The 22,559-nt window shown below is 52.4% G+C and carries 15 protein-coding genes; 6 read left to right on the top strand and 9 right to left on the bottom strand.

Translation table 11 applies throughout. From position 1 onward, the window contains the following. The first annotated feature begins 8 nt into the window (after positions 1–8). The gene (locus IOQ59_RS06300) at positions 9–701 is read left to right on the top strand and encodes an ABC transporter ATP-binding protein (protein WP_193952429.1); all 693 of its coding nucleotides are present in this window, start codon (positions 9–11) and stop codon (positions 699–701) included. Continuing rightward, on the top strand, positions 698–3,175 hold the full coding sequence (locus IOQ59_RS06295; RefSeq protein WP_193952428.1) for an ABC transporter permease: 2,478 nt from the start codon (positions 698–700) through the stop codon (positions 3,173–3,175). The genes IOQ59_RS06300 and IOQ59_RS06295 overlap by 4 nt, the downstream gene beginning before the upstream one ends. Positions 3,176–3,197: 22 nt before the next feature. Here IOQ59_RS06295 and IOQ59_RS06290 read toward each other — a convergent pair whose 3' ends face one another. Then, on the bottom strand, positions 3,198–5,897 hold the full coding sequence (locus IOQ59_RS06290; protein WP_193952427.1) for a DUF748 domain-containing protein: 2,700 nt from the start codon (positions 5,895–5,897) through the stop codon (positions 3,198–3,200). Positions 5,898–5,966: 69 nt separating this feature from the next. Here IOQ59_RS06290 and IOQ59_RS06285 point away from each other — a divergent pair, with 69 nt between their 5' ends. Both IOQ59_RS06285 and IOQ59_RS21325 read left to right on the top strand, forming a co-directional pair. Next, positions 5,967–6,554 (top strand): Ivy family c-type lysozyme inhibitor, encoded by a 588-nt coding sequence (locus IOQ59_RS06285; RefSeq protein WP_193952426.1) that lies wholly within the window; start codon positions 5,967–5,969, stop codon positions 6,552–6,554. 322 nt (positions 6,555–6,876) lie between these two features. Beyond that, entirely contained in the window at positions 6,877–6,999 is a 123-nt protein-coding gene (locus IOQ59_RS21325; protein ID WP_255512530.1) for a hypothetical protein, read from the top strand. A 95-nt stretch (positions 7,000–7,094) separates the two neighbouring features. Here the strand turns inward: IOQ59_RS21325 and rpiA are convergent, their stop codons facing one another. Continuing rightward, positions 7,095–7,772, bottom strand: a complete 678-nt coding sequence (gene rpiA, locus IOQ59_RS06280; RefSeq protein ID WP_193952425.1) for a ribose-5-phosphate isomerase RpiA — start codon at positions 7,770–7,772, stop codon at positions 7,095–7,097. Positions 7,773–8,072: 300 nt separating this feature from the next. Between rpiA and ilvA the strand changes: the two genes are divergently transcribed. Further along, a complete protein-coding gene (ilvA, locus tag IOQ59_RS06275; RefSeq protein ID WP_193952424.1) occupies positions 8,073–9,590 on the top strand; it encodes a threonine ammonia-lyase, biosynthetic in 1,518 nt (505 codons plus the stop codon). Positions 9,591–9,682: 92 nt separating this feature from the next. On the opposite strand, the gene IOQ59_RS06270 is transcribed toward ilvA, so the two are convergent. From IOQ59_RS06270 to IOQ59_RS06245, 6 genes are all read right to left on the bottom strand, one after another. Continuing rightward, positions 9,683–13,897 (bottom strand): transporter substrate-binding domain-containing protein, encoded by a 4,215-nt coding sequence (locus tag IOQ59_RS06270; protein ID WP_193952423.1) that lies wholly within the window; start codon positions 13,895–13,897, stop codon positions 9,683–9,685. Continuing rightward, the gene (locus IOQ59_RS06265; RefSeq protein WP_193952422.1) at positions 13,869–14,918 is read right to left on the bottom strand and encodes an HD domain-containing phosphohydrolase; all 1,050 of its coding nucleotides are present in this window, start codon (positions 14,916–14,918) and stop codon (positions 13,869–13,871) included. Before IOQ59_RS06265 ends, IOQ59_RS06270 begins: the two co-directional genes overlap by 29 nt. A gap of 200 nt (positions 14,919–15,118) precedes the next feature. After that, entirely contained in the window at positions 15,119–15,619 is a 501-nt protein-coding gene (locus tag IOQ59_RS06260) for a hypothetical protein (protein ID WP_193952421.1), read from the bottom strand. A 251-nt stretch (positions 15,620–15,870) separates the two neighbouring features. Then, complete coding sequence (locus IOQ59_RS06255) at positions 15,871–17,268, bottom strand: TRAP transporter large permease (protein WP_193952420.1); 1,398 nt, start codon at positions 17,266–17,268, stop codon at positions 15,871–15,873. Beyond that, a complete protein-coding gene (locus IOQ59_RS06250; RefSeq protein ID WP_193952419.1) occupies positions 17,269–17,850 on the bottom strand; it encodes a TRAP transporter small permease in 582 nt (193 codons plus the stop codon). 211 nt (positions 17,851–18,061) lie between these two features. Then, positions 18,062–19,045, bottom strand: a complete 984-nt coding sequence (locus IOQ59_RS06245) for a TRAP transporter substrate-binding protein (protein ID WP_193952418.1) — start codon at positions 19,043–19,045, stop codon at positions 18,062–18,064. Between the two features lie 435 nt (positions 19,046–19,480). Here IOQ59_RS06245 and IOQ59_RS06240 point away from each other — a divergent pair, with 435 nt between their 5' ends. Continuing rightward, on the top strand, positions 19,481–21,091 hold the full coding sequence (locus IOQ59_RS06240; protein ID WP_193952417.1) for a methyl-accepting chemotaxis protein: 1,611 nt from the start codon (positions 19,481–19,483) through the stop codon (positions 21,089–21,091). A gap of 81 nt (positions 21,092–21,172) precedes the next feature. Here the strand turns inward: IOQ59_RS06240 and IOQ59_RS06235 are convergent, their stop codons facing one another. Continuing rightward, positions 21,173–22,558 carry a sigma-54-dependent transcriptional regulator gene (locus IOQ59_RS06235; protein ID WP_193952416.1) on the bottom strand — a complete coding sequence of 462 codons (1,386 nt, stop codon included), beginning with the start codon at positions 22,556–22,558 and terminating at the stop codon, positions 21,173–21,175. Position 22,559: the final 1 nt, after the last annotated feature.

Here is a 22,559-nt window from a genome sequence, read left to right as displayed (position 1 = left end):
TACGTAACATGAACGAGCCTGTATCAGAGATCATTTTATCTGCTCAAGATGTCGCAAAACGGTTCGACACGCAAGCCGGAATGCTGGAACTGTTCCGCGAGATTAATCTGGAGATCCGTCGGGGCGAAACCATCGCCATCACCGGCCCTTCAGGAGCAGGCAAATCAACGCTCCTGAGCCTCCTTGCCGGATTGGATCTCGCCAGTGACGGCAGTATAGCCATTGCCGGACAAAATACGCACACACTGGACGAGAAGGCACGCGCTGAGTTGCGCTCGCGCCATATCAGCTTTGTGTTTCAGACATTTCATCTGCTGCCAGAGCTGAATGCATTGGAAAACGTCGTGCTGCCACTGGAGATCCGGGGCACGACTCAAGCGACAGACAGGGCCCGCGAATGGTTACAACAAGTGGGACTCGGTGCACGACTGGACCATTATCCGGCAGAGTTATCGGGCGGAGAGCAACAACGTGTTGCAATTGCCCGCGCCTTTGCCTCAGCCCCCGACCTCCTTTTTGCCGATGAACCCACCGGTAATCTCGACGAACACACAGGTGAGGCGATCATCGAACAGCTATTCCAGCTGAATACGGATCAGAACACCACTCTGGTACTCATCACCCACGACAACCATCTGGCCAGCCGCTGTGATCGCCGCCTGCACCTGCATAACGGTAAGTTGCAGGAGTGGCCACAATGACTTCAGGCAGCCTGTTCAAACTGGCTTGGCAACAAACACTGTCGGCCGGACGCCTGCCCATCTGGCGCGCGCTGCTGCTTGCACTGACCGTCGCCATCGCGATTGCCACTTTACTGGCTGTACTGGGTGACCGGCTTGAGCAAAGTCTGGGGCGCCAGACCGCAGAGTTGCTGGGGGCCGATATGACCCTGCACAGCAGCCGACCGATCCCGCAAGCAGTCGCCAACAATGCCAACACATTGGGACTGGAAACATCACAGGTTGCTCAGTTCCCCACCATGATCGAAGCGGGTGAAAATTTACTGCTGATCTCACTGCGGGCGATCAATATGCCCTACCCTCTGCGTGGCAACATCGTGACACAGCCCGCGCAGGTGGGAATTCCTGAACCGGGTACACTCTGGGCGGAACCCGCTGTACTGGAACGACTGAGTCTTGAAGTAGGTCAACAGATCGAGCTGGGATACGCACAATTCACCATCGCAGCCAAACTGATCAGTACACCGGATCGAGGCAATGGTTTCAGCAACTTTAGCCCCCAAGTGATGATCAACCAGCAAGATCTGGATGCCACAGGGCTGCTCGGTCCCGGTTCACGCGTACGTTACCGCCAGCTGTTTTCCGGCGACCCGGAGGCTCTGAACAAACTGGAGAATCAGCTGCGCCCTGACCTCGCCAGCGGCGAACGCCTAATCACCTTAGACAGCAGTAACAATATAAACGGCGGCGCACTGAATAACGCATCCCGCTATCTGCGTTTAGGCGCGTTGCTAACCTTATTGATCTCCGCCCTGACCATCGCCCTGAGTCTGCGGCGGTATACACTGAACTCCCGTGACCGTGCAGCGGTGCTACTCAGCCTCGGCATGACCGCCCGTCAGTTGCAGGGGCTTTTCCTCCTGCAGTTATTACTGGCTTGGGTGGTCTGTGCACTGGCAGGTACCGCTGTAGCCTTGGGATTAGAACAGGTGACGCTGTATCTGCTGGATGATCTGTTACCGCAACCAGTACCTTCTGCGCAGCCGGCACTATATGGCCTTGGCGCACTGCTGGGACTGGTCAGCCTGATTACGCTGGGTTTACCGCCGATGGTTGCCATGAGTCAGGTTTCCGTTATGCATCTGTTCCGGCGCAGTGCCACCCCAACCACATGGGGCGGACGGATGTTGCAGCTGGTTGCCGGGTTGATGCTGACAGGTCTGTTGATGCTCTATCTGGATGACCTCAAGCTGACGCTGATCCTGATCGCCAGCCTGCTGATCACCGCGTGGTTGCTGGGTAAACTGGGCGCATGGTTACTGCGTATCAGCGCCTTTGCGCTAGCAGGTAAACATACGCTGGTCCGTTTGCTTCGACTGCGCTTGCAGCAACAACAACGCTGGCACCAGATGCAGATTCCGGTTATCAGCTTGTTACTGGCACTGATGGCCATCAGCCTCTGGGCACGCTCTGATCTGCTTGATCGCTGGCAGTCTCAGCTACCAGATACCACACCCAACCATTTTCTGATCAATATCCAACAACATGAACGGGACGGCGTTGATCAACTGCTACAATCCTACGATCTGCAAAGCCAGCTGTATCCAATGATCCGTGGCCGCATTACAGGCCTGAATGGTGAACCGATCGCCACGGCATTCACTGAACAACAGCGGCAGCACAACGCACTGAACCGTGAACTTAATCTCACCTGGGGTGAACGAATGCCCGCCCATAACCGCCTTCTCAGCGGTGAATGGTCGTCTCAAAGCGATGGCGATGAGGTGCAGCTGTCAATCGAACAGGAGTTTGCCAACACGCTGGGGTTAGCGTTGGGCGATAAGCTGATGTTCAGCATCGGTAGCCATACCGTAGAAGGCTCCATCAGCTCGATACGTTCCGTGCAGTGGGAATCTTTCCAGCCTAACTTCTACGTGATCTTCACCCCCGGCGCGCTGGACAATATGCCAGTGAGTTATATCACCAGTTTTTACGCCAGCGGCGAACAACGCAAGGTGGGCAATCAGCTGTTGCAGCAGTTCCCAACCATTACCCTGATCGATATTGAGCAGTTACTGGCACAGGCACGCAGCCTGATCGGTAAACTGAGTGATACCTCAGGGCTTGTCATGTTGCTCACTCTACTGGCAGGACTGGTGCTGGTGTTTACCACACTGAGCCAGGAGCTGGACCAACGCCGTTACGAAAATGCCCTGTTGCATACACTGGGCGCAACGCCGCAACAGTGCCAACAATTAGATCTGCTGGAGTTTGCACTGCTAGGACTGGTCTGTGGCGGATTAGCGGCAGCACTGGGTGAGATTGCACTCTGGTTTATCCATCAGCGGCTGGTGCTGATCGAACCGGTTCTGCATCCCGGCAACTGGCTATTGCTCCCATTGGCCGCGACAGCGCTCTTCACACTGACCGGTCTGCTAGCCCGGCGGCGAGTTGATGAGCGCAACAGCTACCAGCTGCTGCGGCGCTTAGGGTAAGTGATGTGAGAACTGGGTCTGATCAGAGACCCAGTTCTACACGCGCTTTGGCATCGGCCGCTTGTTCTACTTTGGCAAAGCAGAGGAACAAACGGCTGTTATCCACACTGGCAGACATATGCTGTTTCACGGTTGCCGCTCGCTGATTCGCCAGATCCAACAGCTTCTGTTGAAGTTCCTTCTGCAACGCTTCCTGAGGCAACGGTTTCTTACGTTTTTTGTTCGCTGCCACCAGCGCAGGCATCAACTCCGGACCATCCGCAGACACTGCACGCCCACAAATATTCAGGCGCATCGCTTTGCGTTCCTGCAACATGTCGGACAGTTTCCCCAGATACTCTTTCCCTTGACCATTGAGTGCCGCGCTGCCCGGCGTAAACGTCACCGGGGTCAGCGTAATGAAAGTACCCTTTTCAGAGGCTTCCATGGCGGTGCTTGCCAGAGAGATCAGGGTTGCATAAGGCTGTAAGGACTTCGTCAGAAAACTGATCGCCGCAGTTTTAAGTCCGCGTCCGGCCAGCTCATTAATAACACTCTGATAACCAAACTCAGGATCAGACAACGAACCGCTGACCGGAATATCCAGCTCAATGTTGTTGTCGTTGTCCTCCAAGATCATAATCGCCGTTTCCAGCGGCATGGTGATCTTCTGACTGAACGCCGCCACCTTATCAGAGTCACGCTGATCAACCGTCAGACGGTTCAAACGCATCTGATTAGTGCCATCGATTTTACCCGCCGCCAATGTACCTTTGGCATCCAGATTAAATTGCCCACTGTTGAGGTAATAGCCGGTAAAACGTTCAGCGTAAGGACTGAGAGGCGGCAGTTCCAAATTCTTCAAATTCAGCTGCCAGTCGGCATTGTGCTCATCACCACTCAGTTCCGCCTCCCCCTTGAGATCTAAGGTGGCAAACTGATTGATCTTGGCTTGTAAGCCAAAGGGCGTCGATTGCACAGTACCCGTATCAACCGCACCCAACGTCAGAGTTTCCAGATCGATCGTGCTGCTAAACGCGGGTTCTGCCCCCTGATCAGTGAAGTTGATCTGGTTTTCACCCACCAAATCGAAACTCTTCAGGCTGATTCGTAGAGGCTTAGACGTTTCCGCCGTGGATTTTTCCTCTACAGCCTTGTCGTCTGACGGCGGCGATAATTGGGCCAGCAGCCAGTCCACATCGCTCATTTTTCCTTCAGGCGAAAGCATGACGTTTGCATCAAGTCCCGCCATGCTCAAACTACCCAACGCGGCGGCTTGTTCTGGCATAAATTGAACCGATTTGAGGCGTGTACGTGCCAGTTTCAGCAGATGTTTGTTTTCTCCTAGCACCAACAGATCATCCACCGACACAGGGCCGGTTTTTACCTGCAACGGCAATTTCACCTGTGCTTGCTTAACCATCAGTTTTTGTATTGCTAACAGAGGATTAGCCGCCGCCGACAAGCTGAACTGTTGTAGCTCAGTCGAGGGCAGCTGAATATCAAACGCCACCATATCCGCACTGTTCACCTGTGCGTTAAGTGCATACCGACCAAGTTTCACCTGTTGTTTTTGCTGCAGAAGTGTCAGCCCCTGACCGCTCAGACCTCCATTAACGTGCAGATCTTTCGGCTCGCCCTGATTCAGGACCAGCGCCACTGCACCGTCCCAATCGAACGTCGCGCTCTGCAGGGACTGATCTCCCATCGAGGCCTGCAAACCCGTCAGGTTAAGCGGCCCTTTCTGACTCAGTGACTGCTGTTTACCTTCTAACTGGGTATTGAGGGACAGCGTGTATCCGGCAAGCTGCAATGCGGTTTCCGGTTGCTTAAGGTCCAGCTTATTGCCTGTCAGCAGGCCTTTAACGCTCAGGTTATCGGGCTGGCCATCACGCAGAGAAACCGCTACATCACCTTTCCAGTTCAGATCAGATTGCTGTACGTCTAATCCATCCCGCGCCAGCTTTAAATCACTGACACGAATCGAACCACTTTGCTTCACCTGACCACTTTCACCCTTAAAATCGGCGCTGATTTTAAGATCCAGATCGATAAACGCTTTCAGTCCCGGTTCGATTAACGCGGTCACGCTGTGCAGCGGGAACTGACTGATATTGACGCGGAGCGTGCTGCGCTTTTCTTCCGGCAGCGGTGTCATCTCTGTTTTCAAAGACAGAGGTGCACCATTAATGCTGCCATCCAGGTTCAGTGCGGTGGGTTGTTCTTTGTTCCAGAAATGGAAATCCTTCAGTTCACCCTGCTCGATGCTGAGTTGATGTTCCTGCCCCGCCATCGCGGTATACCAGCGGATATCTTCGAGCTGGATATCATCAATCCCCGGCAACCAGGCCGATCCGGTATCGGATGTTTCCTGCGTGCTGCTATCACCGGACAATGCGTTCAGGTCTATAGGCCCGAGCCACAGAGACGGCGCTTGCTCAACAATGCCGGAGTTCAGACCTTTCAGCTGAATCGTCCGTACGAGTATGCGTTGATCGGTGAGCGCCGCATAATCCAGCTTCACAAAGAGACGGTCGATATTCAGCGACTGGTGCCCGTCAGATTCGGCGCGCAGTTCCAGAATTTCGATTTCGCCACTGAGCCAGTTCACGTTCAGGGCTTTAAGACTGGCCGTCTCCACCCCCTGTGAGCGTAACCAAATAACCGCCTGATCACGAATCAGGTACGGTAAGTTGTGCAGAAACAACGCAACAATAACCAGCAGTGTCAGTAACCAACGCATCCTATCTATCCCTTAGCAGACAACTTTCTCTATCATAACGCCAATCGTAAAAAATACAGGGATGCTAACGTGAAAAAGATTGCTCTGCTGTTCATCAGCCTCTGTTTTTGCCACCCGGCCTTCGCGCTGACCTTCAGTGAACTGAAGCAGCAGAGCGCATCGGACGAATTGTTGTTCCTCTCTTTTAACGATCACCCTGATCTGTTCATCGATGCGGACTCCGTCAAACACCTGCGCCGGTATCACAATCAGTATCTGCGTGAACCGATGTACGACGACTACCTTCATGTAGTACTGCAAACCATGCTCGGGCGTGCAGGCTTTCAACACCTGTTCCGTAATCTGGGCGGGGGTTTTGTACCGATCCGTATTATTAACGAACAGTTGATGATGAAAGGGACACGCGATCATTGCGGCGGCATGGAGGAGGCGCTGATTATGGTCGACATGCATTCGGGGGATGTGAGTAGCGTGCTCTACTCGGAAGAGACCTTTCTGATTCATTCAACCTACCCCAGCGGAGATCAACTGCCGACAGGCCTTTTGCAGTGGATTGAGCGCATTTTGAATGCCTACGGCAGCCAGGATAGCCCAACACGAAACAAGGTGTTACTGCGCGAAATGGCGGGTGACTGGTGTCATGCGAACGGCCGATAGCACAGTAATTGAGCCGGTCCTCACTCAGGAAATCCGGTATTAATACTTAAATATCATCATAAAAAACAAGGGAATTTCAGGGCTACTCAAAGCAAATCGGTGCTGCTAGAATCGCGCTCCAAGACAGTTCTGTGCAATTTATAAACACATACAAGATTCCGGCTAACCGGAACAGAAAGCAACAACCCAGCAGTCACGACGTTGAGAGAAAGCGAGACAGTTTTCCCGCGTCAGCTGCGGATGACTCTTTCTATGCGGAGCATCCAGCTTATAAATCGCGCACAGTTTTTTAATTTTTTATCTATTTGAAAGGGTGAATTCAATGGCACATCACGACGAAAATTTCCGCGACGGTTCTGGTTTTGGCTGGATTCTGATTAATCTGGTAGCACTGGCTTGGATCACCATGCCAGCAAGCATCGCCTGGTCTAACGTTTCCTTCTGAGCGCAGCTCTGATACTGAGTTCTTACGCTTAGTTCTTAGTACCGCAGACACAGACTGCCTGAACCCTTGCAGTTCAGGCAGTTACATCAAACCTATCAGCTATTCAGCTTGATCGTCTGCACACCGTCTTCAGTCCCCATCAGCACCACATCGGCACCACGCTGGGCAAACAGACCGTTGGTGACGACACCCACGATGTTGTTCAGGTGTTCTTCCAGACCTTTAGGGTCAGTGATCTCCAGGTCATGTACATCCAGAATCACGTTGCCATTATCGGTAACAAAATTCTCGCGCCATACCGGCATGCCATCCAGCTTCACCAGTTCGCGGGCCACCTGAGATCGTGCCATTGGAATCACTTCCACCGGCAGTGGGAATTCACCCATCACATCAACGTGTTTAGTGCTGTCCACAATGCAGACAAACTCTTTCGCGACAGCCGCCACGATCTTCTCACGGGTTAGTGCACCACCGCCGCCTTTGATCAGGTTCAGGCCGTCATCAAACTCATCCGCGCCATCCACATAGACTTCCATATTCGCAACAGAATTCATGTCATATACCTGAATACCGTGCGCTTGCAGGCGTTCCGCAGTCGCTTCGGAACTGGCGACGGCACCGTCAAACAAGTGCTTGATCTCTGCCAATGCGTCGATAAAGCAGTTAGCGGTAGAACCGGTACCCACACCCACAATGCTGTCTTTATCCAGGCGCGGCTTGATGTAATCAACCGCAGCCTGACCTACAGCTTTCTTCATTTCGTCTTGTGTCATGCGTCACGCATCCCCAGTCATCTAAGAAGCCAATTTGGGGGAAATTATACGCACAGATTGCGACGGCTTGTAGCCAACGGTGACGCTAAAAACCACTACTTTCGCGGGATATCCAAAAGCGCTGGATGATCCCTACCCTATAATCAACGATCACCCACCTGCGCAAAATACGTCATGTAAGGCAGTAATAAGCGCAAATAGCGCCATCCGTCCCTGTTTATTGCTTGTTCATAGATGCCTGAGCCTTTACCATTCTCTCAATACGCAGTCAAAAATCCCCCGCAAGATACCGATACCCCTATGGCACACCGATATATCAAGAAGATTCTGGAAGCCCGTGTTTACGACGTGGCGGTTGAAACTCCATTGGAAGTCGCTCCATCACTGTCAAAGCGTCTTGGTAACAAGATTTTGCTCAAACGTGAAGACAAGCAACCCGTGTTCTCGTTCAAGCTCCGTGGCGCTTACAACAAGATGAATCAGCTAAGCGCAGAAGAGCGCGCCTGTGGTGTGGTCGCCGCCTCTGCTGGTAACCATGCACAAGGTCTGGCGATGGCCGCCAATAAGATGGGGGTGAACGCCACCATCGTAATGCCAAAAACCACACCGGACATTAAGGTCAACAATGTCCGTGCATGGGGCGGTAACGTGGTGCTCTTCGGCGACACCTTTGATCAGGCACTGGCCCACTCTCAGAAACTGGTTGAAGAGCACGGTTATGTCTACGTGCACCCGTACGACGATCAGGATGTCATAGCCGGACAAGGCACCATTGCGATGGAGATCCTGCGTCAGGAAAGCGGGCCGATTGATGCGGTTTTTGTCCCGGTCGGCGGCGGCGGTCTGATTGCAGGTATCTCGGTGTACATCAAATATCTGCGCCCGGAAGTCAAAGTTATCGGCGTCGAGTATGAAGATTCAGCCTGTCTGAAAGCGGCTCTGGAAGCCAACGAGCGTGTCACCCTGTCTCAGGTGGGTATTTTTGCCGAAGGTGTCGCGGTTGCTCAGATCGGTGAGCACACGTTTGAGATCGCACGCCAGTATGTGGATGAGGTGATCACGGTCAATACCGATGAGATCTGTGCCGCCATTAAAGATATCTACGATGACACCCGTTCCATCTGCGAACCAGCAGGTGCATTGGGTGTCGCGGGCATGAAGAAATATGTCGCGCGTGAAAACTGCTCAGATGAAACCCTGATTGCGATCGATTCCGGTGCGAACGTCAACTTTGACCGCCTGCGGCATATCGCCGAACGGGCAGAGCTGGGTGAAAACCGCGAGGCGATTATTGCGGCCAAGATCCCCGAACGTCCGGGCAGCTTCAAAGCGTTTTGTGCAGCCCTGGGGCAGCGTAATATCACCGAGTTTAACTACCGCTATAGCGATGACAACGAAGCCATTGTCTTTGCCGGTATCCAGACCAAAGCCGCAGGCTGTGGTCGGGAATCGTTGCTGAACGACCTGCGCGAGCATGTGCCAGAAGTGGAAGATCTGACCGACAATGAGATCGCCAAGTTACATGTGCGTTATATGGTCGGCGGTCACGCACCGGGGTCTCTGGAAAACGAAGTGGTATACCGCTTTGAGTTCCCGGAACGTCCGGGCGCACTGATGAAATTCCTCAGCACACTGGGCGGCCGCTGGAATATCTCTATGTTCCACTACCGAAACCACGGTGCAGCTTACGGGCGCGTACTGGTCGGTATGCAGGTGCCGGAAGGCGAGCGTAGCGAAGTGGAAAGTTTCCTCGCGGAGATCGGTTACAACTTCTGGGAAGAAACCGATAACCGCGCCTATCAGCTGTTTCTTGGCTAAGCATCACACACGCCACACCCAAAAAAGCCCCGTACGGTTTACCGACGGGGCTTTTTTATAAACTCAGTAACCCAGCTTATCTCATAAATCGTTCAGGGCAGATCCGCCCAGGCTGCTTCAAATTCTGTCATCAACGCTTTGATCGCCATGATATTAAAGCTATCCACCGCTTCCAGTAACAAGGTGGCGTAACGGTCCAGTGCCTGGGCCTGCCCTGCGACCGCCACATCCGCGACGGCTTTAGCAAACTCGGTAATCGTGTCCATATTGTTGCTCTTCTGTGATTGCTGAAACAACATGAAGGCGTGCAGTTTGAGTTGAGAAACATACGGCTGTAGATCTTGCACCCGCAGACGCACGCCACCTGCTTCAGCCATTGCGTCATGCGCCTCTACATCATGTGCCAAAAACTGCATCAGCGTCTGGAACAGGTCACCTTTTAATACCGGCTTGCGCAGGTAAGCGTCAAAGTTAGCCTGCTTCAGCTGCTGGAACTCATCCTGCATCACGGATGCGGTTAAGGCGATGACCGGCAACTCAGGCCAGCGCTGTTTCACATGTTCGGCACAGTCATAACCGTCCATCCCCGGCATACGAATATCCATGATCACCAGATCGATTTCATGTTGCTCCAGCTGGGCCAATGCAGCATGACCGTCTGCGGCGGTGTACACCGTTAACGGTGAGTCGGCAAAGTTCTGAACCAGCAGCGCCCGATTGTCCTCTACATCATCCACCACCAGCACCGTGGCTGGATGGAACCGAACCTGACTGCAGTCAAAAGCGAGACTTGCATTGAGAGTCTTTTGCGCTTGCACCGAGGCAATGTCCACCTCTTTTAAGGTGACCGTAAATGCTGTCCCTTGCCCCTGTTGACTGGCAACGTCGATCTGTCCTCCCATCAGATTGACCAAACGCTGGCTGATGCTCAGCCCCAGCCCCGTGCCGCCATATTTTTCATTGTCTTGTCCAAACTGCTGACCAAAACTGTCGAAGATTGTTTTGAGCTGGTCCGGTGCGATTCCCATTCCGGTATCTTCCACACGAATCACCAGATCAATTTTGCTGCGTGCCTCATCGTGATTAATCGCCTGCGCCGCCAACCGCACATGCCCCCGTTCGGTAAACTTCACTGCATTGCCAATGAGGTTAAAAATCACTTGTCGCAGGCGGGTCGCATCTAACAGCAGTGCATCGGGAATACTGTGATCGGTGGAGAGATACAGCTGAATGCCCTTTTTACTCACATTCATCGTGAAGATATCAGCAATCTCTTTCAGCATCTCATGCAGATTACAGGCGCTGTGGGAAAGCTCCATCTTGCCCGCTTCAATCTTGGAGAGGTCGAGAATATCGTTGATCAGGCGCAGCAGCGAGTTACCTGCGTTTTGGATAATTCGGGTGAAGTCCTGCAAACGCGGTTCTGTCACTTGTTCACGTAGCAGTTCGGTAAAACCAAGAATGGCGTTCATCGGCGTCCGGATTTCATGGCTCATGTTCGCGAGAAATTCAGACTTCGCCGCATTGGCCGCTTCAGCCTGCTCTTTGGCCCGCTGTAACTGCTGTTCCATCTCAATACGTTCCGAGAGGTCCAGCGATAGGGATAAAAATGCCGGCTGATGATTATATTCGATAGGGATCACCGAGAGCATCATATTGCTGACAGAGCCGTTGGCTTCCCGCATCGAAACAACTTTTTGCTCGACTTTACCCTCACGCGCGAGCTGCGCCTTAACCGCCGCCCGCTCATCATCATTGACGTAATAATCGGCAATATTTTTACGCCGTGCCTCCTCTGCGCTGATGTCAAAATCGCGCAACACCACCGCGTTGGCCGACAAGACCTCCCCCGACGGCGCGGTGACCAGAATACGTAACGGCACATTGTCGATCACCACCCGCAATTGAGCCTGACTCTGTCGCAGCTCTGACTCCAGCTGCTGACGACGGCGAATTTCACGTGCCAGCTTCAGGTTCCAATAAAATACGATGCCCATGATGACCAGCAATACGGTCACCACCTGCACAATCAGCCAGTAGTCCGTCTGCTTGGCGAACTCAAGTTTGCTCCACTTGGCTGAAATCACCGGCCCTTGTGTCTGATCGATATGACTCAAGGCCTTATCAAGCAGGCTGTACAGTGCGGGGCGGGATTTATTAACGTAGAGGGCCAACGCCTGATTAACGTGTGTTTTCCCGACGATATTGATCCCGTGCACATTCTGGATTTTCAGCAGATAGCGGGCTTGTGGCATCGGGAGTACTGTCGCCTGAACCGTACCGTTCTCCAGCATCATTAACGCCTGTGTCGCATTCCGTGCGTGGACAAACTTAGCGTCGGGGTACTCAGTTTTGAGCTGTTGCGAATAACCTGTGCCCTCCACCAGCGCGATATGTGCATCGGCAATATCGCCCAGCTCATTCACAAACGCCTGCTGCTTCATCAAAACTACCACCGGTGCAGTCGCGTAGGGCACAGTGGCACGGTAATCCTGCGCCAGCCGGTCATCCCCCTGAAAAGAGGACACCACTTCTACCTGCTGCTGCGCCGCAATCGCCGTCATCTGTGATGCATTGTCCGCAGGTAGATAGGTGAAGTTCACCGGGATCGACGCCTCAATCTGCTTCAGATATTCCGCAACAATTCCCACATGATGACCGTTGCGGTTCATCTCAAACGGCATCGATTGTGGCAAGCCGGTAAAACGGATCTGCCGGTTGCGGACTAACCAACGGCGTTCTTCTGGGGTCAGCACAAGATCAACGGCGTTCAGCTCTTCCAGAATGAAGCCCTGCACCCACTTCTGATAAATCGCCTGTTTCTCAGCCTGAGAGATACTATTGAGGGCTTTCTGGATAATCGAGGCCAGCTGCGGATAGTCATCACGGGTCATCATATGCAGGGTATTCAGTCCCTGTCCCCGAGTAGAACGGAACGGCACAATTTCTGTAATGCCCTGTTTCGCAAGCGCATAGGCAACCGCCGGGTAACCGTCATACAGCAGCTGCGCTTTACCCTGCAGTACCGCATCAATAGAAGCGGAAAAGCTGGCCACTTCCAACACGTTTATCTCCGGGAAGTGTTGCCTGATCCGTTCCGCCTGCGCATAACCTTTGGGAATCGCGACCGTTTTTCCAGCCAGATCAGCCAGTGTTTCAAGTTGCAGATCCCGATGTACAAAGAAGTAATCGAGAATATCGAAGTAAGCATCCGAAAACAGCGCATAGGCTTCACGTTCCGGGGTTTTATAGGCCCCCGGCAACAGATCCAGCTGTTTATCCTGCAACCGTTGCAGGTTGATATCCCACTCATCCAATGTCGTTTCGAACTTCAGCCCAGTGCGACGCGAGATCAGCGCCAGATAGTCCGCAATAATCCCACTGTAGCGCTGATCAGCATTGATAAAATCATAGGGTGCCCAGTCTTTCAGACCCCCGGCATTGACCACAGGGTGAGCGCGAATCCAGGCTTGCTCATCCGGACTCAGGTCGATCACTTGTGCCCGAGACGCATTAAACCAGTATTGATTAACCCGTTTTCTCTCCTCTGGCGTCACGGCATCCAGGGCTTTTTGTATGATCGAGGCGAGGATCGGCTGGTTGATATCAATCGCCACTGAGGTTTCAGTCTGCAGCGCGTCAAGTTTGTCGATAATCTTGAGGTTGGTGAGGTACTTCTCGTTGATCAGATATGTCGCAACCCCCACGTTACCCACATAGGCATCTGCTTGAGAGAAGCTGACGGCATCCAGAGAGTCGCTGTTGGAGGTCGTCAGATACAGCTGAAGATCAGGATGATGGGTGGAAAACCACTCATGCAGATACGAGCCCTTATTGACGGCAACCGTATGCCCCTGAAGATCATCAAACGATCGAATATCACTGCGGTCAGACTGAACTACAACCGCCAGCGGCATACGGGTATATGGCGTTGAGAAATGCAGGAAACTTTCACGTTCCGGGGTTTTCATGGCGCAGGCCAGACCATCCAGTTCCCCGGCTTTCATCTGTGCCATCACCTCTGACCAGACACCGCTGCGAACCTGAATATTCAGCCCGGTTTTTTCACTGATCAACGCCATAAAATCGGCAGATATGCCGGAGTGCTGACCACTGGCATCGGCGAAGTCATAGGGTGGCCAGGCGTAGTCCGAGCCGAGATAGATCGTGGGATTTTCTGCAATCCATGTCTGCTCTTCAGCCGTCAGTTCCAATGCATGGGCCTGCGGCGGAGAACACACCAGAAGAGCACAAACCAGCAATAGAACCAGCCAGCACTCAGCTTTCAATAATGTTAGCGATCTCATCGATATGCTCAGAAAAAATATCGACCAGCTCAGGATCGAAATGGATTCCTTTCAATTTCTGAATGTAGTCCACCGCGTCATCCAGTGACCAGGCATCTTTATAGGAACGCTTGTGGGTCAACGCATCAAACACATCCGCCAAGGCAACAATACGTCCATAAATATGGATCTCATTGCCTTTCAGGCCTTTGGGATATCCGGTGCCATCCCATTTTTCATGGTGTTGCATGGCGATGACATCCGCCGCTTTCATGATCAGGCGGTCAGAGTGTTTCAGGAAATCGTGCGCCCGCTGGGTATGTGTGCGCATGGTGCTGTATTCCGCTTCGGTCAGTTTCCCAGGTTTATGCAGAAGACCATGGGGCAGCGAAATCTTTCCGATGTCGTGCATGGGTGCAGCGTAGTAGATGATATGGGCTTCTTCATCACTGATGCTATTGCAGTGCTGGGCAAGTAAGCGGGAAACCTCAGCGACCCGACGGATATGTTTACCCGTCTCATCCGACGTCGCTTCCATCAGTTCGGTAAGCACCCGGATAATATCTTTCTGGTAGTTTTCCAGCTCACGGGCAATACGTTTCTCTTTGCCTTCCATCTTCCGCTGCAAAGTGATGTTGTGAAATTCCAACAGCTTGCGGGCATGGCTTAACTCCAGATGATTCCCTACGCGGGCAATCAGTTCTTCTGGATGGAATGGCTTAACAATGTAATCCACCGCTCCTAAAGCGAACCCCTGACTGATGGAGTCAATATCGGTTCTGGCAGTCAGGAAAATGATCGGCACGTCATCGTGCAGGGAGGGTTGGGATTTAATCTGCTTACAGACATCAAAACCGTTCATATCCGGCATCATGATATCCAGCAGGATCAGATCAAAATCCTGTTGATCCACCAGCGCCAAGGCCTCAGCGCCACTGGTTGCAAACGAGAACTGGTAGTTCTGTTCTTTGAGGATGTTCATCACCACCTGAATATTCTCGGTGACATCATCGACGATCAGTATGTGATATCCAAATTTCACTGTAATACCCACTTAACGTTGCGCGTGAAGTGCCGGGTTACTTCCTTATCGCGATCTATTATGGGCGCCGTCAGGAGTCACAGCAAGTGGATAATTCAACCTAATCCGGATGATAAAGGCAGGAGAATTCAGGGAGAAAGTGGCATATTGCCGCTTATGTGAATATAAGCGGCAGACAGAAAACGTACAGGAGAAGAGGGTTAAGGTGTTTCCGGTGAGTGGTTAAATCCGTTGCCAAAGAATGCCTTGAGGCTGAACAGCGCAATGGACAGCAACCCCCAGGTCAGGCCCACCACAACACCCGCATCCACAATGCCACGCCAGGGCTGATCCAGCATATGAACAAACTGCACCAGCACAATAATGCCTAACGTCAGGCAGACTGTCACAATCTGACGCTTACGACGCACGTGGAAATACCCCATACAGAACAGGGGGGCCAACAGCGCACGCATCGGCGTCACGTGTTGCGACAGGTAATAGATACGGGCAGCCACACGCGGTGAGAAGGCTTTCTGGAAACCACGATAACCTTCAGCAAACCCCATAAATGCAACACTGAACGCCAGTGCGGCCCAGTGATACCAGCTGAAAGGCTGCTCAAACATTTGCCAGGCGATTTGGCTCAAGCGATAGATAGCACTGCCCAAGATCAGACTGATCCCGGCAAATCCCCATAACGCAGCAACAGATCCCAACACCGTAGTACTCCAGAACTAAATCAGCAGCGTATTATACGTAACTGTGGCGCGGGATTCGACAACCGTAACAGATAGGTCGTTCGGGCAACGTTGGGGGGGCAGTCCCTTTTCTGCAAAACGTGGCATAAATAAAAAAGCCACCGAGGAAGCCTCGGTGGCAACTGCACTAACAAAAGGGTACAGATAGGAGCAAACAGGAACCCCGCCAGGAGTGGAAAGGTTCCGTCAGTTTCCGGATTGGGATTCGGAAATTAGTAGCCGCGCATGGAATCAATCAGCTCCGGCAGGAACAGAGAGATCTGCGGAATGTAGGTAATCAGGATCAGGAAGAACAGCAGCAGGCTGAGCCAAGGCAGACAAGCCTTGATCACCCATACCATATTCTTCCCGGTTATCCCTGCGGTCACAAAGAGGTTCAGGCCCACCGGAGGCGTGAGCATGCCGATCTCCATATTCACCACCATGATGATACCCAGATGAATCGGATCGATACCCAGCTGTGTGGCGATCGGGAACAGGATCGGTGCCATGATCAGCAGGATCGCAGACGGCTCCATGAAGTTACCGGCGATCAGCAGCAGGATATTCACGACGATCAGGAAGCCCCACGCAGGCAGACCCCATTGAATGATGGTTTCCGCAATGGTGTGAGGAATACGCTCAGTGGTCAGCACGTGCGCGAACAGCATTGCGTTAGCAATGATGAACAGCAGCATCAGCGACACTTTAGAGCCATCCAGGACCACTTTACGAACTTCAGGATTAGTCACGGATTTCGGCAACGCAATCGCCATCTGGAACAGGTTACGTATTGCCGCAGCCCCGCTGCTCTCGCCTTGATTGCGCCACAGAATACCCTTCATCGGACCGATATCACGGTAACCAAACACAGCGACCAGGTAAGCATATACCGCTGCTACCGCTGCGGCTTCTGTTGGCGATGCGATACCACCGTAGATGGAACCCAGAACGATCACGATCAGCATCAGACCGCCCATTGCAATGGAACCGGACTTCGCCAACTGACGGAAACCCGGGAACGGCTGCGCCGGGAGTTTCTTGATGCGCGCCGTGATATAGATTGCGATCATCAGGATGCCGCCCATCATCAGGCCCGGAATGAAGCCAGCCATGAACATACGGGACGCAGACACTTCGGTCGCCGCCGCGTATACCAACATCACAATGGATGGTGGAATCAGGATACCCAGCGTACCCGCGTTCGCGATAACACCGGCCGCAAACGATTCCGGGTAACCCGCACGCACCATACCGGCAATAACGATGGTACCGATCGCTGCTACCGTGGCCGGAGAGGAACCGGATACCGCAGCGAACAGCATGCATGCCATCACCGAGGCCATCGCCAGACCACCCCGTACGTGACCAATACTGTCGATTGCAAAGTTAATCAGGCGTTTTGCCACACCACCGGTCGACAAAAACGCGGAAGACAGGATAAAGAACGGGATCGCCAGCAACGTATAGTGTTCAGAGGTGGCTTCGAACAACTTCAGTGCCACTGAAGGCAGCGAATCGTTCGAGAACAGCAAAATCGTTGTCACGGAAGAGAAACCCAACGCAATCGCAATCGGCATCCCCATAAAGATGAAACCGAACAACATAAGGAACAACGCAGCAATAGTCATTTATTTGGTCTCCTTAGTATTGTTCTCTTTAGCCGCTGCTTCGGCCGCTTCGGCGGCTTTCAGCTCTTCGGCGATCTCCATGGATTCCGCCGCTTCATCAACAAAATGGAAACCTTCCACTTCGCCTTTCAGTACTTTCCAACCCAGCTCCAGAAAACGCAGGGCCAGCAGGGCAAAACCGATCACCAGAATACTCATCGGTATCCATTTAGGGATTGGCAGGTCCTCCAGCTCGATCCCGATCATCTTCATCTTCGCCAGATAGATCCAGGAGCCGTACAGGAACATGCCGCAGTAAACCAGCGCCAACACAATCGCCAGCAGTGTCAGGAAACGGTGAATCGGACTTGGTAGCAGTTTGACGAAGACATCAACACCGATGTGCGCACCCACTTTTACCCCATAACTTGCACCGTAAAGTACAAACCATGCAGCGATCAGCAGGGTCACTTCCTGCGCCCAGTGAATACCGGTATTAAAGCCAAAGCGCAGAACCACCTCAGCAAACACCAACAGTGTCATCGACACCATCAGCAGAGAGAGGAAACTCTCCTCAAAATGATCAATCACTTTTCTTATCATGACGGCCCCCTTATCGCGCGGTTGTTTGGACTTAACCGCTTATCGTTATCGCCGAAGGAACATAGAACTCACAGGACAACTCACATGCATTGCATCTGAGGGAAGTTCTCCTCTGAGCATGAAGGTATGAAATGTGGCAACTCTTACGACAGCTACGCATAGCTGCTGACAGAGACGGACCGACAGGCCCGCCTCTAAGACAGACCGAAGCTTACTGGTTAGACGCTTCAGCAGCGCTGATCACATCAGCACCAATTTCGTCTTCAAACTGCTTCCAAACCGGCTTCATTGCAGTCACCCACTGAGCGCGCTCAGCGTCAGACAGGTTCACCACTTCGGAACGCTTGGAATCGATGATCGCCTGTTTGTCGGACTCTGCTTTCTGTGCAGCAATCTGGTTACCGTATGCAATCGCGTCGTTCAGCGCAGCGCTGATTTCAGTACGCAGATCGTCATCCAGACCCATCCAGAACTCAGCGGAAGTTACAATCAAGTAGTCCAGAACACCGTGGTTAGATTCGGTGATGTAAGGCTGTACTTCGAAGAATTTCTTGGAAAAAATGTTGGACCAAGTGTTTTCCTGACCGTCAATCGCGCGGGTCTGCAGCAGGGTGAATACTTCGGAGAAAGGCTTTTTCAGAGGCACAGCATCAACCGCTTCGAACTGCGCCTGCAGTACATCGGAGGTCATGATGCGGAATTTTTTACCTGAAGCATCAGCAGGCACTTTCAGCGGCGCGCTTGCAGACAACTGTTTCATACCGTTGTGCAGGTAACCCAAACCTACCAGACCTTTTTTCTGCAGAGCACCCAGCAGTTTCTGACCTTCAGGGCCTTTCTGGAAACGCTCTACTGCATCCATATCCTTGAACAGGAATGGCAGATCGAACACTTGCAGAGACTTGGTGTATTTCTGGAATTTAGACAGGGATGGTGCAGCCATCTGCACATCGCCCAGCAACATCGCTTCCAACACTTTGTTGTCGCCGAACAGCTGTGAGCTAGGGAAAACTTTGACTTCTACTTTGCCTGCCAGACGCTCATCGACCAGTTCTTTGAACTTGATCGCCATCTGACCTTTCGGGGTGTTTTCAGCCACTACGTGGGAAAACTTAATTTCAACCGGTGCAGCCGAAGCCGTCTGAGCACCAACCATAAGAGCCAAAGAGGCCACTGCAGCAGTAAGTAAACGCATAACGCATCTCCTGTTTTTTGATTTATTAGCGTTGTTTGTTTGGACAAAGTCACCCGCGTCACCCTTAGAGGGATGCGCATGATGATTACCAATGTATTCAGCAAACAAGATGCCAACTCTTAAAACTTGCGTTTACTTATTTTATTAATTCTTTATATTCATAGAGTTACGTACACTCAATATTAAGCACTCCCTTTATAATCCGCTCCATTCATGGGTGGAAAACCACCCATTTCCAGGCTATCGCTTGGCGAGAAACCACCCACCAGATGAGCTTTCCACTGCACTGTCACTGCAAATAAATGTATTAAATATTGATCTGTATCCGCCGATAAAGCTCATAGGTGCTATGCGATACGGCGCTTTACGGCCTACACTGTGAGCTTTGCAAAAAATGCTCAGGCCCTCGTTCCCGGTTACTCAGGTGGTATAAACGTGAAACTTTCAGGCAGTTCAATCCAGACAAAAGTCAATCTCTCTCTGGCAGCTGTATTTCTGCTCGTTCTGATCAGCTCACTCACAACCATCTATAAGAGCGAGAGTTCACTGGCAAACAACGTTGCACGCAAAACCACCACTGACACAGCCAGCTCTTATTTCGACAGCATCAATATTCTGATGCTCAGTGGCGCGATGAATAACCGCCAGTCACTGCAGGAAAAAATCCTCACGAATGACGACCTGAATGAGGCACGTATTATTCGAGGCGATGCAGTCAACAGTATCTACGGTCCGGGTTCGGCAGACTCCGCCATCATTGACGACCTCGACCGCCGGGCGATGAAAGGTGAATCGATTGTTGAGGAAATCAATGACGACCGGGGACATTTCCTGACGGTGATCACACCGATGAAGGCACTCTCTTCATACAAAGGCACTAACTGTCTGCTCTGCCATCAGGTTCCTGAAGGCACCGTGCTCGGTGCGGTACGTGTCACCTACGATTTCGCCAATCTGGATACTCAGATCAACAACAACGTGATGAAAGTCGCGTTTGTGGAACTCGCGCTGTTTATTGCCGGTTTAATCGTCATCAGCTGGCTGTTACGTCGTATCGTGTTGCAGCCAGTGAACCAGCTCAGCAAAACGATCTCAGATATCGACAAAAATGCTGACTTAAGCCAACGTATCAAAGTCACCTCTAACGACGAAATTGGTCAGATGTCTGTAGCGTTCAATTCCATGTTGCAGAGTTTTCACGACAGCCTGAATAAGGTCAGCAGCACAATTCATAAGCTTGGCTCATCCAGCCATCAGATTAACGACATCGCAACCATGGCGAACGATGCAGTTCACAATCAGCAGGTGCAGACCAGTGCTGTTGCAGCGGCGATGGAACAGATGGAGGTGGCGACCCGCAGCGTGGAGGCCAGCGCCGAGAGTACGGTATCAGCATCTGAACTTGCGTTGAAAGAGAGCAGTAACGGCACCAGCATTACCACCGATGCCATCAGCGCGATTGAAGTGCTGAAACAGGAGATTGACGGCGCTACCACAGTGATTCATAAACTGGATGAGCAAAGCCAGAACGTGGGTACCGTATTGGAAGTGATCCAGAAGATCGCAGAGCAGACCAATCTACTTGCCCTGAACGCAGCGATCGAAGCCGCCCGTGCGGGTGAACAAGGCCGAGGCTTTGCCGTTGTTGCCGATGAAGTCCGGACGCTGGCGAGTCGCACTCGCAATTCAACCGAAGAGATCAATTCCATCATTGAAGCCCTGCAGCACGATGCCCGGGACGCGGTCAATGTGATGCAACGCGCACATCAGAGTGCGGAAGACGGTGTCGCACAGGTACAAAGCACCTCTAACGCCCTGAACAATATTGCCGAAGAGGTCCGCGTGATCAATGACATGAACCATCAGGTCGCCTCGTCAGTCAAAGAGCAGACCCAAATGGCTTCCAGCGTAGAGTCCAGCGTCACAGAGATCGCGAAGACATCCGAACATACCTCGCAGCGGGCCGGTAAGTTGAACGACGTTGCGCATGAATTGGGCTCTTTGGCCAGCGAATTGGATACTCTGGTACGGCGCTTCAAGCTTTGATCTGATCACTCAGTACATCACCAAAAAGGCCGCATCAGCGGCCTTTTTGGTGTCTGTCGATCCGCAAACACAGATCCGGGATCAGTTCTTATAATCGTTTTTATCTAAGCCGTATTTCTTCATTTTGTCGTACAGCGTCTTTCGCGGCAGCCCGAGACTCACCAGCGTATCTTTGATCGAACCACCGTGTTGCGCCAGATCCGCCTGAATCAGCATTTTCTCAAAACGTTCAACCTGCTCAGGCAACGTCATCGCTCCACCTTGCTCACCATTGGTGATCGGGCGGTTATCAAAGTCAAAGGTACAGGATTCACCCAGCAGTACGTAACGCTCCGCCAGATTGCGCAGCTCACGCACGTTACCGGGCCAGTCATGGGTCATCAAACTGTGCATGCGTTCAGCGGATAATGGTGTAATCGCCCGGCCATACTGGTTGGAGGCCAGCAAGGAGAAATGCTGAAACAACATGGGAATGTCATCACGGCGCTGGCGCAGTGACGGTATATCCAATCGGACTACATTCAAACGATAATAGAGGTCTTCTCGGAAAGCCCCTTCTGCGGACAGCTCTTTCAGATCTGCTTTTGTTGCCGCAATAATACGGATATCCAGCGGAATCAGTTCGTTGGAGCCCAGGCGCTCAATCGCACGTTCTTCCAATACCCGCAGCAACTTAATCTGTAAGGTCATCGGCATGCTCTCGATCTCATCGAGAAACAAGGTGCCGCCGTTGGCGTGTTCAAACTTACCAATACGGCGTGCTTTGGCATCGGTAAATGCACCCTTTTCGTGACCGAAAAGCTCCGACTCAATCAGATTTTCCGGTACCGCCCCACAGTTGATCGCAACAAAATTGTGATCCCGTCGCACACTGTGATCATGCAGATAACGGGCGGTCAGGTCCTTACCTGTCCCAGTTTCACCCATGATCAGAATATCCGCCGGTGCATCGGCGATGGTTTGCACCAGACGGCGCATCTGCACCACCGCTGCCGTATTGCCAATGATGCGTGGACCGGGAGAGCTCTGCAGTTCCAGCTCCTGACGTAAGCGACGGTTTTCGATGGTCAGCCGACGCTTCTCTACCGCCCGCCGCACCACATCCAGCAACCACTCAGACGAGAACGGTTTTTCAATAAAGTCATAGGCGCCGTCACGCATGGCGCTCACCGCCATCGAGATATCACCGTGACCGGTAATCAGAATTACTGGCAGATCCGGGTCTTGCGCCTGCACCCGGCGCATCAGTTCAAGACCATCGATGCCGGGCAGATTGATATCCGTCACCAGCACACCGGGCCAGTCATCGCTGATCAGCGTCTGGACCTGCTCGGCATTTTCCAATGCCGTCACATCGTATCCCCCCAGCTCGAGCGTTTGCCCTGCGGCAAGGCGGATATGCTTCTCATCATCCACCAGAATAATGGGGAGACTCTCTTCAGTATGCACCTGAGACTCTGCTGTCATA

Origin of the sequence: Pontibacterium sinense (assembly GCF_015209595.1) — a bacterium.
GTDB classification, from domain to species: Bacteria; Pseudomonadota; Gammaproteobacteria; order Pseudomonadales; family Balneatricaceae; genus Pontibacterium; species Pontibacterium sinense.
The sequence above is the reverse complement of the archived record's forward strand: the minus strand, read 5'-3'. Positions and strand labels throughout refer to the sequence as shown.

Excerpts from the sequence above, each read along its gene's own strand:
- IOQ59_RS06300 (WP_193952429.1), top strand. The coding sequence starts at position 9 with ATGAACGAGCCTGTATCAGAGATCATTTTATCTGCTCAAGATGTCGCA.
- IOQ59_RS06295 (WP_193952428.1), top strand. The coding sequence starts at position 698 with ATGACTTCAGGCAGCCTGTTCAAACTGGCTTGGCAACAAACACTGTCG.
- IOQ59_RS06290 (WP_193952427.1), bottom strand. The coding sequence starts at position 5,897 with ATGCGTTGGTTACTGACACTGCTGGTTATTGTTGCGTTGTTTCTGCAC.
- IOQ59_RS21325 (WP_255512530.1), top strand. The coding sequence starts at position 6,877 with ATGGCACATCACGACGAAAATTTCCGCGACGGTTCTGGTTTTGGCTGG.
- rpiA (WP_193952425.1), bottom strand. The coding sequence starts at position 7,772 with ATGACACAAGACGAAATGAAGAAAGCTGTAGGTCAGGCTGCGGTTGAT.
- ilvA (WP_193952424.1), top strand. The coding sequence starts at position 8,073 with ATGGCACACCGATATATCAAGAAGATTCTGGAAGCCCGTGTTTACGAC.
- IOQ59_RS06270 (WP_193952423.1), bottom strand. The coding sequence starts at position 13,897 with ATGAGATCGCTAACATTATTGAAAGCTGAGTGCTGGCTGGTTCTATTG.
- IOQ59_RS06255 (WP_193952420.1), bottom strand. The coding sequence starts at position 17,268 with ATGACTATTGCTGCGTTGTTCCTTATGTTGTTCGGTTTCATCTTTATG.
- IOQ59_RS06250 (WP_193952419.1), bottom strand. The coding sequence starts at position 17,850 with ATGATAAGAAAAGTGATTGATCATTTTGAGGAGAGTTTCCTCTCTCTG.
- IOQ59_RS06245 (WP_193952418.1), bottom strand. The coding sequence starts at position 19,045 with ATGCGTTTACTTACTGCTGCAGTGGCCTCTTTGGCTCTTATGGTTGGT.
- IOQ59_RS06235 (WP_193952416.1), bottom strand. The coding sequence starts at position 22,558 with ATGACAGCAGAGTCTCAGGTGCATACTGAAGAGAGTCTCCCCATTATT.